Source organism: Nocardia sp. NPDC057272 (assembly GCF_042668615.1).
Classification (GTDB): domain Bacteria; phylum Actinomycetota; class Actinomycetes; order Mycobacteriales; family Mycobacteriaceae; genus Nocardia.
The window spans coordinates 17801-31747 of record NZ_JBHUYK010000047.1 but is presented as its reverse complement, the minus strand read 5'-3'; the positions used below and the strand labels follow the sequence as shown (position 1 = coordinate 31747).

At 68.3% G+C, this 13947-nt stretch carries 15 protein-coding genes; 6 read left to right on the top strand and 9 right to left on the bottom strand.

What is annotated here, in order from left to right; all coding sequences use genetic code 11:
* Positions 1-149: 149 nt before the first annotated feature.
* The gene (locus tag ACFULV_RS34040; protein WP_378664046.1) at positions 150-1115 is read right to left on the bottom strand and encodes a GlxA family transcriptional regulator; all 966 of its coding nucleotides are present in this window, start codon (positions 1113-1115) and stop codon (positions 150-152) included.
* 121 nt (positions 1116-1236) lie between these two features.
* On the opposite strand from ACFULV_RS34040, the gene ACFULV_RS34035 reads away from it, so the two are divergent.
* Positions 1237-2169 carry an NADP-dependent oxidoreductase gene (locus ACFULV_RS34035; protein ID WP_378664043.1) on the top strand — a complete coding sequence of 311 codons (933 nt, stop codon included), beginning with the start codon at positions 1237-1239 and terminating at the stop codon, positions 2167-2169.
* A 6-nt stretch (positions 2170-2175) separates the two neighbouring features.
* On the opposite strand, the gene ACFULV_RS34030 is transcribed toward ACFULV_RS34035, so the two are convergent.
* The 3 genes from ACFULV_RS34030 to ACFULV_RS34020 all read right to left on the bottom strand — a co-directional run bounded on the left by ACFULV_RS34030 (position 2176) and on the right by ACFULV_RS34020 (position 4375).
* On the bottom strand, positions 2176-3051 hold the full coding sequence (locus ACFULV_RS34030) for an oxidoreductase (RefSeq protein ID WP_378664040.1): 876 nt from the start codon (positions 3049-3051) through the stop codon (positions 2176-2178).
* Between the two features lie 37 nt (positions 3052-3088).
* Positions 3089-4006: an RNA polymerase sigma factor RpoD/SigA gene (locus ACFULV_RS34025; RefSeq protein ID WP_378664037.1), complete on the bottom strand. Its 918-nt coding sequence runs from the start codon at positions 4004-4006 to the stop codon at positions 3089-3091.
* A gap of 81 nt (positions 4007-4087) precedes the next feature.
* Complete coding sequence (locus ACFULV_RS34020; protein WP_378664034.1) at positions 4088-4375, bottom strand: hypothetical protein; 288 nt, start codon at positions 4373-4375, stop codon at positions 4088-4090.
* Positions 4376-4482: 107 nt separating this feature from the next.
* Between ACFULV_RS34020 and ACFULV_RS34015 the strand changes: the two genes are divergently transcribed.
* The 4 genes from ACFULV_RS34015 (at position 4483) to ACFULV_RS34000 (ending at position 9289) form a co-directional block, all read left to right on the top strand.
* Positions 4483-5115 (top strand): TetR/AcrR family transcriptional regulator, encoded by a 633-nt coding sequence (locus ACFULV_RS34015; RefSeq protein WP_378664031.1) that lies wholly within the window; start codon positions 4483-4485, stop codon positions 5113-5115.
* A 106-nt stretch (positions 5116-5221) separates the two neighbouring features.
* The gene (locus ACFULV_RS34010; protein ID WP_378664049.1) at positions 5222-7213 is read left to right on the top strand and encodes an MDR family MFS transporter; all 1992 of its coding nucleotides are present in this window, start codon (positions 5222-5224) and stop codon (positions 7211-7213) included.
* Between the two features lie 81 nt (positions 7214-7294).
* Positions 7295-7930, top strand: a complete 636-nt coding sequence (locus ACFULV_RS34005; protein WP_378664028.1) for a PadR family transcriptional regulator — start codon at positions 7295-7297, stop codon at positions 7928-7930.
* A gap of 147 nt (positions 7931-8077) precedes the next feature.
* Positions 8078-9289, top strand: coding sequence for an FAD-dependent oxidoreductase (locus tag ACFULV_RS34000; protein ID WP_378664026.1), 1212 nt, complete (start codon positions 8078-8080; stop codon positions 9287-9289).
* A 29-nt stretch (positions 9290-9318) separates the two neighbouring features.
* Here the strand turns inward: ACFULV_RS34000 and ACFULV_RS33995 are convergent, their stop codons facing one another.
* Entirely contained in the window at positions 9319-10110 is a 792-nt protein-coding gene (locus tag ACFULV_RS33995; protein ID WP_378664023.1) for a helix-turn-helix domain-containing protein, read from the bottom strand.
* 164 nt (positions 10111-10274) lie between these two features.
* Here ACFULV_RS33995 and ACFULV_RS33990 point away from each other — a divergent pair, with 164 nt between their 5' ends.
* A complete protein-coding gene (locus ACFULV_RS33990; RefSeq protein WP_378664020.1) occupies positions 10275-11303 on the top strand; it encodes an NAD(P)-dependent alcohol dehydrogenase in 1029 nt (342 codons plus the stop codon).
* Here the strand turns inward: ACFULV_RS33990 and ACFULV_RS33985 are convergent.
* The 4 genes from ACFULV_RS33985 to ACFULV_RS33970 form a co-directional block, all read right to left on the bottom strand.
* Entirely contained in the window at positions 11252-11974 is a 723-nt protein-coding gene (locus tag ACFULV_RS33985; protein ID WP_378664017.1) for a phosphatase PAP2 family protein, read from the bottom strand. The genes ACFULV_RS33990 and ACFULV_RS33985 overlap by 52 nt on opposite strands.
* 25 nt (positions 11975-11999) lie before the next feature.
* Complete coding sequence (locus tag ACFULV_RS33980; protein WP_378638957.1) at positions 12000-12224, bottom strand: hypothetical protein; 225 nt, start codon at positions 12222-12224, stop codon at positions 12000-12002.
* Between the two features lie 35 nt (positions 12225-12259).
* Positions 12260-13045 carry an HNH endonuclease family protein gene (locus ACFULV_RS33975; RefSeq protein ID WP_378638960.1) on the bottom strand — a complete coding sequence of 262 codons (786 nt, stop codon included), beginning with the start codon at positions 13043-13045 and terminating at the stop codon, positions 12260-12262.
* Positions 13046-13243: 198 nt separating this feature from the next.
* A complete protein-coding gene (locus tag ACFULV_RS33970) occupies positions 13244-13894 on the bottom strand; it encodes a phosphate uptake regulator PhoU (RefSeq protein WP_378638963.1) in 651 nt (216 codons plus the stop codon).
* Positions 13895-13947 lie beyond the last annotated feature (53 nt).

The following is a 13947-nucleotide window of genomic DNA, read 5'->3' as shown; positions in this document are numbered from 1 at the left end:
GCACCGTTGCTTGCTCCTTCGTCGCCTACGCAACGGCGCCTGATCGACGGGACGGCCGCGAACCCGCCGCTGCGCGGCGGATCCCTCCTCGAGGTCGGGCCGTGCGGGTCGGGGTCGGTGATGGTGCCTCGGTGTGGCTGGTCAGCGGGTCAGCGCGACGTTCCCGCTTGGAAGGTCTGGCGGTAGGCGGTGGGGGAGACGCCGATGGCGGTGGACAGGTGCTGGCGCAGGGAGGCGGCGGTGCCGAGGCCCGAGTCGGCGGCGACGCGGTCGATGGGCAGGTCGGTGGCTTCGAGGAGGTGGCGGGCGTGGTCGACGCGTCGCTGGGTGAGCCACTGGCCGGGTGGGAGGCCGGTCTCCTCGCGGAAGCGGCGGCAGAAGGTGCGCACGCTCATGCGGGCGTGGGCGGCGAGTTCGGTGAGCGGCAGTGGGCGATCGAGGTGGGTCATGGCCCAGGCGCGGGTGGCGGCGGTCGTCGCGGTGCTGGGTTCGGGGATCGGTCGGTCGATGAACTGGGCCTGGCCACCTTCGCGCCACGGCGGCACGATGCACAGGCGGGCGACGTGATTGGCGACGGCGCTGCCGTGATCGCGGCGCAGCAGGTGCAGGCAGGCGTCGATCCCGGCGGCGCTGCCCGCCGCGGTGAGGATGCGTCCCTCATCGACGAACAGCACGTCGGCATCCATTCTGACCTGCGGGAACAGGGCGCGGAACCGGTCGGCTTGCCGCCAGTGCGTGGTCGCGGGGCGGTCGTTCAGCAAGCCGAGGGCAGCGAGGACGAACGCCGCGGTGCAGATCGACACGATGCGGGTATCCGGTCTGAGCCGACCGAGCGCGTCAGCCAGGTCGGCGGGCATCCACTCCTCCTCTGGGGCGTCACACGCGGAGAAGGGCGGGATCACCACGGTGTCGGCCTCGGCGAGCGCGCTGCTGTCGTATTCGACGGCGATGGCGAAGTCGGCGTTGGTCGACACCGGGTCCCCGTCGAGGCTGCAGGTGCGCACGTCGTAGAGCGCGGCGCCGTCGGGATCGGTCGCCGTGCCGAAGATCCGGGCGGGAATCCCCAATTCGAACGGATAGACCCCGTTCAGCGCCAGAACCACCACGCGATGCATGGCAAGATTCTTTCACATATTGGCTTTCTTGCCACTCGTCGATGATTCGCGCACCCGGCATCGTGGACTTCACACGGCCGGTTCGCAGCGAAACGGCCTGGGAGACACAGGGAGACGCGCCATGCGGGCAATCGGTCAGGACACCTTCGGCGGACCCGAGGTCCTGCGTGTGATCGAGGTCGACAAGCCGAGCCCCGGACCGGCCGAAGTGCTGATCCGCGTACATGCGGCCGGGGTGAACCCGACCGATTCCTGGCACCGCGCCACCGGCGGGCTCCTCGGCGCGATCGCACCGCTGGGCTGGGATGTGTCCGGCGTGGTCGAGGCCGTCGGCGTCGGTGTCACCCTGTTCGCGCCGGGCGACGAGGTCTTCGGCATGCCGCGTCAGCCGCGTGCCGCGGGCGCCTACGCCGAGTACGTCACCGCACCGGCCCGCCACCTCGCGCGCAAGCCGTCGAATCTCACCCACGTCGAAGCCGCCGCGCTGCCGCTCGTCGCGCTCACCGCCTGGCAGGCGCTGGTCGACACCGCCGACGTGCGGCCCGGCCACCGGGTACTGATCCATGCCGCCGCGGGCGGGGTCGGGCACGTCGCGGTGCAGATCGCCAAGGCGCGCGGCGCGTACGTCGTCGCCACCGCGCGCGCCGACAATCACGACTTCGTCCGCGACCTCGGCGCCGATGAGGTGATCGATTACACTGCAACGGATTTCGTCGACGCGGCCGATGGCATCGACATCGTCGTCGACACCATCGGCGCCGAATACGGCCCGCGCTCGCTGCGAACCCTGCGGCCCGGCGGCATCATCGTGTCGCTGGCTTCCCCGGCGGAAGCGGCCCTGGTGGAGGTCGCCCGCCCGCTCGGCCTGCGGGCCGGGTTCATGATCGTCGAAGCCGACGGCGCGGGTCTGCGCGCTCTCGCGGACCTGGTCGAAAGCGGTGCGCTGCGACCGCACGTGGAAACTGTCCTGCCACTGGATCTCGTGAGCAAGGCCCACGAGATCAGCGACAATCAGCGCACCCGCGGCAAGATCGTGCTCACGGTCACGCAGTGAGGATGATCAGAACTTGTAGCTGATCTCGGTCATCCGCTCGGATTCCTCCCACAGCCTGCGCAGCAGCTCGGGATCGCGCGAGATCTTGCTCGACGGGCACGCCTCGACCGGTCCCTGCGACTGCATCAGCCGGTTGGGTCCCCAGTACACGGTGGGGTCGGCGTCCGGCTCGGTGGCCGCGAACAGGGTGGAGTGGGCGGCCTTGTGCGGGGGGTGGCCGATGAGCTTGATGAACGGCTTGCTGACCTTGTCGAGAGGGGTCTCGGTGCGGGCGAACAGGTCCGTGGCCGAGACCCCGGGGTGCACGGCGTAGGACTTCTTCGCCGACCCGGCCTCGGTGAGCCTGCGCTGGAGTTCACGGCCGAACATCAGGTTGGCGAGCTTGGCCTGGGCGTAGGCGAGATTGCGCTGGTAGCGGCGGTTCTCGTAGTTGAGGTCGTCGATCCACAGCTTCGGGGTCTGCTTGTGCGCGATGCTGGCGAGCGAGATCACCCGGTCGCGAACGCGGTCGAGCAGCAGTCCGGTGAGCGCGAAGTGGCCGAGGTGGTTGACGCCGAACTGCGTCTCGAACCCGTCGGCGGTGCGCGAGAACGGGATGTTCATCAGGCCCGCGTTGTTGATCAGCACATCGAATTCGCCCTGCTGCGCGGCGAATTCGCGTACAGAGGCCAGATCGGCCAGGTCGAGCGCGGCCACCCGCACGTCACCGGGGATGGCGTCGGCAATCGGCTGCGCTTTGCTCGCGTTGCGGCAGGCCATGATCACCGTGGCGCCCTTGCCTGCGAGCACCTTGGTGGTCTCGGCACCGAGGCCGCCGTTGGCCCCGGTGATCACGAACGTGCGCCCGGACTGGTCCGCGATGTCAGTTGGTTTCCATGCCATGCTCCTATCTTACTCTGGAGTAAGATAGGAGGGAAGGTCAGCCCAGCAATCCGGTCAGCGTACGGGTACAGGCGGGTTTACGCAGCTTGATCATGGCTTTCGCCTCGATCTGGCGCGCCCGTTCGCGGGAGAAGCCGAGCGCCGAACCCACCTCCTCCAGCGTGCGGCCCTCGCCGCGGTCGAGGCCGAAACGCAGTCGGATGACGGCGGATTCGCGCTCGGTGAGCCCCGCCAACGCCGCCTCCACGTAGCCCCCGAGCATCCGCGCCGCGACCACATCCGCAGGCGCGGGCGTGGTGTCGGGCAACAGTGAGCCCAGATCGGTGTCCTCACCGACGGGCGCGTGCAGCGACACGGGCTCGGCTTCGTGCCGCAGCACCGCCGCTACCTGCGCGACGGTGAGGTCGGCGCCCGCGGCCAGTTCCTCGATGGTGGCCGCGCGTCCCAGTTGATGCGCCAGCTCGCGCCGCACCCGGATCACCCGATGCAGGACATCAGCCACATTCGAGGGCAGCCGGATCGTGCGCCCCTGATCGGTGAGCGCGCGCCCGATCGACTGCCGGATCCAGAACGTCGCGTAGGTGGAGAGCTTGAGGCCGCGCTCGTGGTCGAACTTCTCTACCGCACGCATCAGCCCCAGCGTGCCCTCCTGGATCAGATCGAGCAGCGACATCCCGGTGTTGGTCGGGAACCGGCGCGCGATGGAGACGACCAGGCGCAGATTCGCCCGCACCATGTGATCTTTCGCGCGCAGTCCGTCGAGTTCGGTGCGGCGCAGCAGCTCTCGTCGTGCGGCGGTGAGTTCGGCACCGGCCGCATCGATCTCGGCACGCGCGGCCGCGCCCGCGGCGATCCGCGCACCGAGGGCGTATTCCTGTTCGGCGGTCAGCAGGGGCGTGCGCCCGATGGCGGTCAGGTAGTCGCGAATGGGGTCGGCGGTGACGGTGGTGGTCAAGAGAACTCCCGTTCGATGTGGGGCTGGTGACCGGTGGGGCGAGGGCGCCCCACCGGTCGGGTTACGCGGGGATCGCAGTGACTACTTGCCGGGAATCCGGATCGGGCGGCGCACGGCCGTCGACCGCGTCTGCGCGCCGCGAATGGCCGAGCCGGTTCCACGTCGCCGGGGCGCCGGGAAAGACGCTTCGACGCGGCGGGCCGCCCGGGGCCGGCCGGGCAGGGAGAGGGGTTGCGGCGCGGTCATGATCTCGCGGACCGCGTCGTCGAGTGCACGTCGCATCGTCGTGAATCGGGCCATATCGGCTGCTCCTTCGGTGGTGGAACGGGTGTTGAGGGGCTCGGCGGCGATATCGGGTCCGTGCGGCATGCGCTGTCTCCTTCGATCGTGTCGCTTGCGGCGACGGACATAAACTTAGAACGAACCTAAAAATATGTCAAGAACAAATTTAGGCCGAGTTCAGATATGCTGGTGACATGACGACGCAGCAGGGCCTCCGTGCCAGGAAGAAGCAGCAGACCAGGCAGCAGATCTCGGACCGGGCGACCGAGCTGTTCCTGGCTCGCGGATTCGATCAGGTGACCATCGCCGAGGTGGCCGCGGCCGCCGATGTCTCGAAGATGACGGTCACCAACTATTTCCCCCGCAAGGAAGACCTGGCGCTCGACCTCGGCGAGATCTACATCGAGCAACTCGCGTCGATCGTCCGGGAACGCGCGCCAGGCCAGTCGGCACTGGCCGCGCTGCGCCACGCTTGCCTGGCAGCCATAGCGGCGCAAGACCAGCTCATCGGCTTCAGCGGCGAGCCGTTCGCCAGGATGATCGCCGACAGTCCCGCGCTGACCGCGCGCGGGCGCGATCTACACGACGCCCGTCAGCTGGCATTGGCCGACGCACTCGCCGTCGAGACGGGTGCCGCGCCCGATGACATCACCCCGCGCGTTGCCGCGGCCCAGATCGCCGGCGTGCAGCGAGTGCTGTTCAACGAGATCATGCGCCGCACCCTCGAAGGCGAATCCAACGCCGAGATCGCCGCCGCGCTGACTCGCGATGCCGAGATCGCGTTCGACACGCTCGAACCCGGCCTGGGAAACTACGCCGTCCGCTGAGCGATCGGTGGCGATTGCTGCCGTGTCACTGAGCTCTCGCGCAGGGCCTGAAAGCCCATACTGAGGCATGCCGGATGGTGTTGCTGTGGACAAGCCCGTCGAGCCGATGAGTAAGGCGAAGATCAATATCGTCTTCGCGACGGTGGTGCTCGGCATGCTCATGGCCGCCCTCGACCAGACCATCGTGTCGGCGGCGCTGCCCTCGATCGTCGCCGACCTCGGCAGCGCCGGGCACATGGCCTGGGTGGTGACCGCGTATCTGCTCGCCGAGGCCGTCGCGACCGTGCTCGCGGGCAAGCTCGGCGACCTGTTCGGCCGCAAACTGCTGTTCCAGATCAGCGGCAGCATCTTCATCGCGGGCTCGGCGCTGGCCGGCGTCGCGGGCGGCATGGGCGTGCTGATCGTGGCGCGCGGAATCCAGGGCGTCGGCGCGGGCGGGCTGATGGTCACCTCGATGGCCCTGATCGCCGACACCATTCCGCTGCGTGAACGCGGCAAGTATCAGGGCGCCCTCGGCGCGGTGTTCGGCGTGACCACCGTCGTCGGGCCCACCCTGGGCGGGTTGTTCACCGACCACGCGAGCTGGCGCTGGTGTTTCTACGTGAATGTGCCGATCGCGATCATCATGGTGGTGATGGCGGCGCGCACCCTGCCGCACCTGCGCGCGGTGACCCGGCCGGTGATCGATTACCTCGGCATCGGCCTGATCGCGCTCGGTGTGTCGTCGCTGATCCTCGGGCTCGAGTTCGGCGGTAGCGAATATCCGTGGGGCTCTTGGCAGATCATCGGTTTGTTCGTGCTCGCCGCCGTGCTGATCACCGGGTTCGTGCTGGTGGAGAACCGCGCGAAGGAGCCGATGCTGCCGATGCGGTTGTTCGGCAGCCGCGTGTTCACCGTGTCGTCGGTGCTCAGTTTCATCGTCGGTTTCGCGATGCTCGGCTCGATGACCTATCTGCCCGCCTATCTGCAATATGTCGACGGGGCGACGGCGACGATCTCCGGCGTCCGCACCCTGCCGCTGGTGGTCGGCCTGTTCGTCACCTCGGTCTTCTCCGGTCAGGTCGTCGGCAAGACCGGGCAGTATCGGTACTTCCCGGTCGTCGGCATGGCGGTGATGGCGGTCGGCCTCGCCCTGATGTCGACGATGGGCCGCGGCACCAGCGTGTGGCTGGAATCGCTGTACATGCTGATTCTGGGTGCCGGGCTGGGCTTGTCGATGCAGGTGCTCACCATCGTCGTGCAGAACACCGTGCCCTACGCCGATCTGGGCACCGCCACCTCGGGGGTCACCTTCTTCCGCACCCTGGGCAGCGCGTTCGGCACGGCGGTTTTCGGCACGCTCTACAACAACAAGAGCAAGCCCGCGCTGGCGGAGGCGTTGCAGCAGGCCCCCGGCGTCTCACCGGAGGTGGCGGCGAACCCGAAACTGCTGCGTGAGCTACCGCTCGAGCAGTCCGCGCCGATCATCGACGCCTACGCGAATTCGATCGACTACGTGTTCCGCTGGGTTGTTCCGGTGGCGCTGGTCGGTTTCGTCGTCGCCTGGTTCCTGCCGCAGGTGCGGTTGCGTGACAGCGCTCGCCACGGCGCGGCCGACGTCGGTGAGGGTTTCTCGGTGCCCGATTCGCACGACCGGGTGGTGCAGCTGGAACGCTCGGTCGCCACGACGGTGCGCAAGGCCAGGGCGGAGAAACCGCTCATCCCCCAGCTCATCGCGGCCTCGGGTAGCACGCTGAGCCCGGACTCGGTGTGGGCGCTGGGGCAGGTGTACCTGTACTCCAAGGAAGAGGTGCCCGCCACGGTGTATGCCATCGCCTACCGGCACCGGCTGCCGGTGGAGGTGCTGTCGCCGGTCTTTCGGCAGGCCGTCGATGCGGGTCTGCTGCACGACGACGGGGGCACCCTGTCGCTGACCGCCGAAGGCGACGCCGAGGTCGACAAGCTGCGTGCGGGCTGGCGCCGCTGGCTCGGCGACCGCCTCGACGACTGGAATTCCGAGGACCCGGTCGACCGCGCGCTGCTCGACGAGGCGCTGTCGAAGATCGCGGCCAAGCTGCTCGACCAGGGCGCTGATAGCAGCGAGGTATCGAAAGTCTGATTTCGGTTGTCCACTCCGCTGAACCAACCTTGCCGCCGAATACTCGTAGACGTATATTCGTAGACGAGTAAGGAGGCAGTCATGGCGGCCAAGCGCAAAGTGAACAACCTGCTGGCGCTCGCCGTGCTCTCGGTGATCGTGCAGCGCCCGATGCACCGCTACGAGATCGCCGCCACCCTGCGCGCCCACGGCAAAGACCGCGATATGGACATCAAATGGGGTTCGCTCTACACCGTCGTGCAGAACATGGAGAAGGCCGGATTCCTCGAGGTCATCGGCAGCGAACGCGACGGCGCGCGCCCCGAGCGGGTGATCTACCGGATCACCGACGCCGGTCGCGCCGAGATGGCGGACTGGACCCGCGAACTGCTCGCCGCACCCGAGCCCGAACACCACCGCTTCACCGCGGGTCTGTCGATTCTGGCGGTGCTGCCGCCGGATGAGGTGATCGTCCTGCTCGGCACGCGCATCGCGGCGCTGGAGCGAATCATCGAGACCACCAGGGCCGAGCTCGGCGCGCTGACGCTGCCCCGGTTGTTCGTCGTCGAATCCGAATTCGGCCTGGCGATGCTGGAAGCCGAGGCGAACTGGGCGCGTTCCCTGCGTGACGAACTGGCCGCGGGCACCTTCGAAGGCCTCGAACTCTGGCGGCAGTGGCATGCCGACGGCATGCCCACCGAACAGATCCCCGAACTCGGCGAGAGGGGGAACGGCTAGCTCGACCCCGAAGACCCCGGACCCGGTGGCGTGCGGCAACACCCCACCGAGCCCGAGATACCGTCCCGCAACCAGGCGCACCCGGCCACGAGGTGAGGCAACCACAGGATAGCTGGGTGACGCCGACATCAGATCTGGAGATCACCCATGTCCACCACCCGTTCCGCATTGATCATCGGCGGCGGCATCGCCGGACCCGTCACCGCCACCGCCCTGCACAAGGCAGGCATCCAGGCCCACGTGTACGAGGCCTACTCCGGTCCCTCCGAGGGCATCGGCTCCGGGCTCGCGCTGGCGCCCAACGGTGTCGCGGCGCTCGACATCATCGGCGCCGGCGACGCGGTGCGCGAGATCGCCCTGCCGGTCGCGCAGATGCGGCTGCGCGTCAGCGGCCGCGAACACGTCGTGCCGGTGCTGGCCGACCAGCCCCCGCTGCAGGCCGTCGACCGCGGCGAATTGCACCGCACGCTGCACGATCACGCGGTCGCCGCGGGCGTGCCGTTCAGCTACGACAAGCGGCTGGTGAGCGTCGACGAACACCCCGACGGCGTCACCGCGCACTTCACCGACGGCTCCACCGGGACCGCCGACATCCTCGTCGGCACCGACGGAATCCGTTCCACCGTGCGGGGTCTGATCGATCCGGCCGCACCGGGACCCGACTACACCGGTATGCTCGGCTTCGGCGCCATGGTCGACTGCGACCTCGACCTGCCCGACGACACCATGGTGTTCGCCTTCGGCGCCAAGGCCTACTATCTGTACTGGAAGCATGCCGACGGCCGCGTGACGTGGGGCGCGAATCTTCCCAGCAAGCAGTACCTTTCGCTCACCGAAGCCCGCGCTGTCGCCGCCGAACACTGGCTCGAGGTGCTACGCGAGACCTACGCCGCCGACTCGCCCGGTGCCGAATTCGCCCGCCGCACCACGGCGCAGAACCTCGAGATCACCGGCGCCCTGCACATCATGCCGCCGGTGCCGCACTGGTATCGCGATCGCATGGTGCTGGTGGGCGACTCGGTGCACGCTCCGTCGAACAGCTCCGGACAGGGCGCGTCACTGGCGATCGAGAGCGGCGTGCAGCTGGCGCGGTGCCTGCGCGATATCGCCTCGCCCACCGAGGCTTTCGCTGTCTACGAGAAGTTGCGCCGGGCCAGGGTGGAGGGGGTCGCGGCGCGCGCGGCGAAGATCAACCACAGCAAGACACCGGGCCCGATCGCCCGCAAGGTGATGAACGCGGTGATGCCGCTCATGGTCAAAACGGTGATGAACCCGGAGAAGACGATGGGTACCGAACGTCGATACCGCATCGACTGGGACGCGCCGGTCCAGGATGAACTCGCCACTGTCGCAGGCTGATCCGCACCGGTACTTGCCCGACGGCGCGATCAGCGACGGGTCGCGCGCAGCGCGAGAATGCGCGCGGTCTCCGCGTCGGCGGGCAGGAACGCCTCGAGGTGGAGTTCGGCGAGGGTGACATCGGTGGCGGTCGCGAACGAGGTGAGCGTGGTGATCAGACGGAGGTCGCCGTCTGGGGTGCGCAGGTGCAGGGGGACGGCGAAGCCGACGTGGTCGGGCCCTGGGCACGGAGCGGGGAGGTAGCCCGCCAGTTCGGCGATGAGCTGGTCGAGGGCTGGATCGGGCGTGTGGGCGGCGCGGTTTCGCAACGAATCCATGATGTGCCTGCCCCAGTCCGGCAGGTTGCGCACGCGCGGGGCGACGCCGTCGGGGTGCAGGGCCAACCGCAGGATGTTGATCGGCGCGACCAGCAGTTCCGGGGCCACGTCCTCGGTGAACAGGTCGAAGGCGGCATTGGCCGTGACGAGTTCGCCGCGCGGGCGGGCGACCAGCGCCGGATACGGCAGATGCCCGTCCAGCACGGCGGTGATCGCCGCACGAACGGGCGCCAATTCCGGAGCCGCCAGATCACTTTCGGGGAAAACGGGTGCGAACCCCGCGGCCAGTAGCAAGGTGTTGCGGTCGCGCAGGGGCAGCTCGAGCGATTCGGCCAGCCGCACCACCATCGTGCGTCCCGGTTGCGATCTGCCCTGCTCGAGGAAGCTCAGATAGCGCTGGCTGGTCTCGGCCCGGATCGCCAGGTCGAGCTGGCTGACCCGGCGCAGGGTGCGCCAGTGACGCAGTTGGGGGCCGAATCCGGTCGATGGCGGGGCAGCGGTCATGAACTGAGTGAACCGCGTCGACGGCCGCCACCATTCCCGCCGGGAATCAGCCTCCGGCGCCACCTCGCAGAACCGATCGGTCGATGCGGCACCGATCCCGACGAGCACCTGCCCATACCCTCCGGGGAATCGCGCGGTGACGCCGTCACCGACAGAGTTGTCCCATGCCTGACAACGACATCCACCCTGATCACGCCGTCGCCTACCACCTCGACGGCGGTCTCACACGGTCCGCGCAGCAGCGGCCGGAACCGGGCCCGCACCAGGTCCTGATCCGGGTCCGCGCCGCGTCGGTGAACCGCCGCGACCTGATGCTGATGGACGGCACCTACCCGCTGCCCGCTACCGCGGGCATCATCCCGCTCTCCGATGGTGTCGGCGAGGTGATCGCGCTCGGCCCCGGGGTGACCCGCGCGGGAATCGGCGACCGGATCACCGCGAGTTACTTCGTCCACTGGATCGACGGTCCGCAAACCCTCGCCACCGCCGCCGAACAGTACGGCGCGAACTACGACGGATTTCTCGCCACCTACGCGCTCATCGAAGAGGATTCGATCGTGCACGTGCCCGCCCATCTCACCGACGCGGAGGCGGCGACCCTGAGTTGCGCGGGCCTGGTGGCCTGGTCGGCGCTCACCACTCCCGGCCCGCCCGCACCCGGTGCGCGCGTGCTCACCGTCGGCAGCGGCGCGGTGGCGCTGTACGCGATCCAGTTCGCGAAAATCCTCGGCGCCGAGGTCATCTCGATCACCTCCAGCCAGGCGAAGGCAGACCGGTTGCGCGCGCTGGGCGCCGACGCGGTGATCGACCGCACCGTGACCCGGAACTGGGGTGACGCCGTGATGGACCTGACCGGGACCGGTGCCGAGCACATCGTCGACGCGGTCGGCCTGCCCACGCTCGAACAATCGGTGCGCGCGGGCGCGTACAACTCGACGGTGACGATGGTCGGCGCGATGGCGCCCACCCCGGGAACCACACTGCCGGACAACCCGTTCGGCTCCTCCTACCTGGCCATCCGGCGCATCGCGGTCGGCAGCCGCGCCGGTTTCGAGGCGATGAACCGTGCGATCACCGAGCACCGTCTGCGCCCGGTGATCGACCGCGAATTCGCGGTCGACAAGGCCGCCGACGCCTACGACTACCTGCGGTCGGGCGCCTCGTTCGGCAAGGTGGTGATCGCGGTGGGTTGAGGGCACAGCCCGCGGGTGAAGGCGGTGACGCACAGGACGAGCCACAGCAACCCGATGATCCAGCCCGCGAGCACGTCGGTGGTCCAGTGGACGCCCAGATAGATGCGCGACAACCCGACGGCGACGGGAAAGACGATCGCGAACACGGTGGCGCTCACCCGGACCCAGTGCCTGCGCAGACGGGGGATCACCGCGATCGCCACGATGCCGACCACCACCGTGGAACCGAGCGTGTGGCCCGACGGATACGACAGGCTCGGTTCGAAGACCAGCCGGGACGCCTCGGGCGGTCGATAACGCCCGACGAGGCGTTTGATCACCCACACCAGCACGCCCGCCCCCAGCGAGGTGATCGCGACCAGGGCGGCCACCGGCAGATTGCGGCGCAGCGCGAACCATCCGACGGTGACCACCGCCAGAATCGTCATCGACAGTGTGTCGCCCAGGTCGGTGATCACCGTGGCGATGTCGGTGAGCGCTTCGCCGCGGTGCGCGATCATCCAGTCGAGTACCGCGGTGTCCATCGCGCTGACGCCGCTGGTGACCTGCCAGGTGAGGGCGGTGATCAGCACCGCCGCGGTCGCGATCATGGCCACCAGGATCGGCGTCCGGCGGCAGAGCGAGGTCCAGGCGACCTCGGTGGGCGGTGGTTGTCGATAGGCAGTCGGCATAGCTACCAGATTGCCAGCTCGCGCCTCAGGCTTCGAAGACCACCGTGTTTCCCGCGACGTCGCGGGTGCCCGCGTCCTTCTTGATCGCCTTCACCAGGTCGGCGACGCAGTCCCAGGTGCGCGGCGGCTCGCCCTCGATATTGCCGATCGTGTACCAGGTATCGGTGCCGCGATAGCGGACGAGGCCCTTGCCCGCGTCGTCGAGCATGACATCGAGCTCGCCGGACACCGTCCCTTCCTCTTCGGTCATGACGGCGCTCTCGGCGGTGATCTCGATGGGCTCGCTTATTTGAACTCTCCTCGGCGGAGGCAGTCATCGACTGCGGTGCGCAACGCGGTGTGCTCTGCGGTGTCAACGGTCAAGGCGTATTTTACCTTCACCTTGACGTAATGCTCGACATAGGCGCACCGGAAGTTGCCGGGCGGCAGGTAGTTCGCGGGGTCCTGATCGCCCTTGGAACGGTTCGCCGACGGGTCGGCGGCGACCAGGTTCATCGAGTCGTTGGCGATGCGGCGGCGGGTGTCCTCGTCGCGGTCGGCCGCGCCCGATCGCCATGCTTCGGCAAGGGCCACAATGTGTTCGGCGTCGACCTTGGACGGGTCGGTGATGAACTTGTACGGCCCGAGCTGCCCGGTCTTCTTGTCGATGAAGCCGTAGTGGTCCTGCCAGCCGCCACCGGCCGCCACCTTCAGGTCGCAGGTCTTGGCGTCGAGGGTGACCTTGCCGTTGGCGTCGCGCAGCATCATCACTTCGCGGCTGGTGCATTTCGTGTATTGCGCCAGGTCGCCGGTGAAGCCGTGCTCGGGCTTGTTGGTGTCCCAGTGCGGGAACTTCTCGCGCGTGTAGCCCGTCATCGGGCCTTCCTTCGCGACGACGAGAGTGGCGACCAGATCGCCGACTTCCTTGCCCGACACCGTCGCCGCGCCCGCGGAACCCGGACCGGGCGCGGTCGGACTCACCTTGTCCAGGAACGTGTTCGCGAGGGTGACCACCACGGCGATAACCGCCGCCGCGGCTAGGGCGAGCAGGGCTCGACCCAGGGGAGAACCGCTGATCGAAGACCACTTCATGCCCGTACCACCCAGATGCTCCGTCGAAAAATGAACCGGCACAACCTAACGGCCGCGCCGGGTGTCGTCAGTGATTGTCCGCTATGAGGTTCCGCACAGCACAGCGTGAACTGATTGCGGCTCAATAGCGTTCATCTATCGACGGAGGTGACCGCCGGCGCCGAGGCGCAAACCGGTAGTGACGTAGATCACAATCGATCAGTCGGGCAGTGATCCCGATTCGGGCGGAATGCCGGTGTCCAGGAAGCGGATCAGGCGTGCGATGCGGGCGGCATGGTCGACGCAGCGCTGAAATTGGCTGCCGAGCAACGCCATATCGATCGCGGCTTCGGTGCTCACGTCGGCTTCGGTGAGGGCGGTGCGCAATTGCTTGCACAGCGTCTCCATCGCCTCGACATCGGAGCCGTCACCGGCCGCGAACCGCCCGCTCGCCACCGACGCGCTCACCCGCGCCACGCACCCGGCCGCGAGCGTGCCCATCGACACGAGTTCGGCGATCACCGGTGCGGGCGCGACCGCAGCCGGATGAGCCCGATAGACGTACTGCCCAGCGGTTTCGGTGCGCCGGCCGATCCGCGACAGCTCACCGGCGACCTGAATCGCGGTCACCACGTGACGCAGATCGCGCGCCACCGGCGCCTGCAACGCGAGCAGCGCCATGGTGCGGGATTCGCAGGCGGCGAACATCAGCTGTAGTTGCTCGTCGAGCGCGAACACCTCGTAGGTGGCCGCGAGGTCGGCGCCGGCCAGCGCCTGGGTAACCCGCTCGGTCGCGTCATGGGCGACGCGCGACATCAGGGTGAGGTCGTTGGCCAAAGCGACGAGCTCGAGGGTGAACTGGGTCCGCACGCGCTGAATTGTTCCCCATCGAGGGGGCGTGAGTGAATCCATCGCCGAGATCC

What these genes read in the sequence shown, in the direction of transcription:
- ACFULV_RS34040 (WP_378664046.1), bottom strand. Translation starts at nt 1,115, where the DNA reads ATGCATCGCGTGGTGGTTCTGGCGCTGAACGGGGTCTATCCGTTCGAA.
- ACFULV_RS34035 (WP_378664043.1), top strand. Translation starts at nt 1,237, where the DNA reads ATGCGGGCAATCGGTCAGGACACCTTCGGCGGACCCGAGGTCCTGCGT.
- ACFULV_RS34030 (WP_378664040.1), bottom strand. Translation starts at nt 3,051, where the DNA reads ATGGCATGGAAACCAACTGACATCGCGGACCAGTCCGGGCGCACGTTC.
- ACFULV_RS34020 (WP_378664034.1), bottom strand. Translation starts at nt 4,375, where the DNA reads ATGCCGCACGGACCCGATATCGCCGCCGAGCCCCTCAACACCCGTTCC.
- ACFULV_RS34015 (WP_378664031.1), top strand. Translation starts at nt 4,483, where the DNA reads ATGACGACGCAGCAGGGCCTCCGTGCCAGGAAGAAGCAGCAGACCAGG.
- ACFULV_RS34010 (WP_378664049.1), top strand. Translation starts at nt 5,222, where the DNA reads ATGAGTAAGGCGAAGATCAATATCGTCTTCGCGACGGTGGTGCTCGGC.
- ACFULV_RS34005 (WP_378664028.1), top strand. Translation starts at nt 7,295, where the DNA reads ATGGCGGCCAAGCGCAAAGTGAACAACCTGCTGGCGCTCGCCGTGCTC.
- ACFULV_RS34000 (WP_378664026.1), top strand. Translation starts at nt 8,078, where the DNA reads ATGTCCACCACCCGTTCCGCATTGATCATCGGCGGCGGCATCGCCGGA.
- ACFULV_RS33995 (WP_378664023.1), bottom strand. Translation starts at nt 10,110, where the DNA reads ATGACCGCTGCCCCGCCATCGACCGGATTCGGCCCCCAACTGCGTCAC.
- ACFULV_RS33990 (WP_378664020.1), top strand. Translation starts at nt 10,275, where the DNA reads ATGCCTGACAACGACATCCACCCTGATCACGCCGTCGCCTACCACCTC.
- ACFULV_RS33985 (WP_378664017.1), bottom strand. Translation starts at nt 11,974, where the DNA reads ATGCCGACTGCCTATCGACAACCACCGCCCACCGAGGTCGCCTGGACC.
- ACFULV_RS33980 (WP_378638957.1), bottom strand. Translation starts at nt 12,224, where the DNA reads ATGACCGAAGAGGAAGGGACGGTGTCCGGCGAGCTCGATGTCATGCTC.
- ACFULV_RS33975 (WP_378638960.1), bottom strand. Translation starts at nt 13,045, where the DNA reads ATGAAGTGGTCTTCGATCAGCGGTTCTCCCCTGGGTCGAGCCCTGCTC.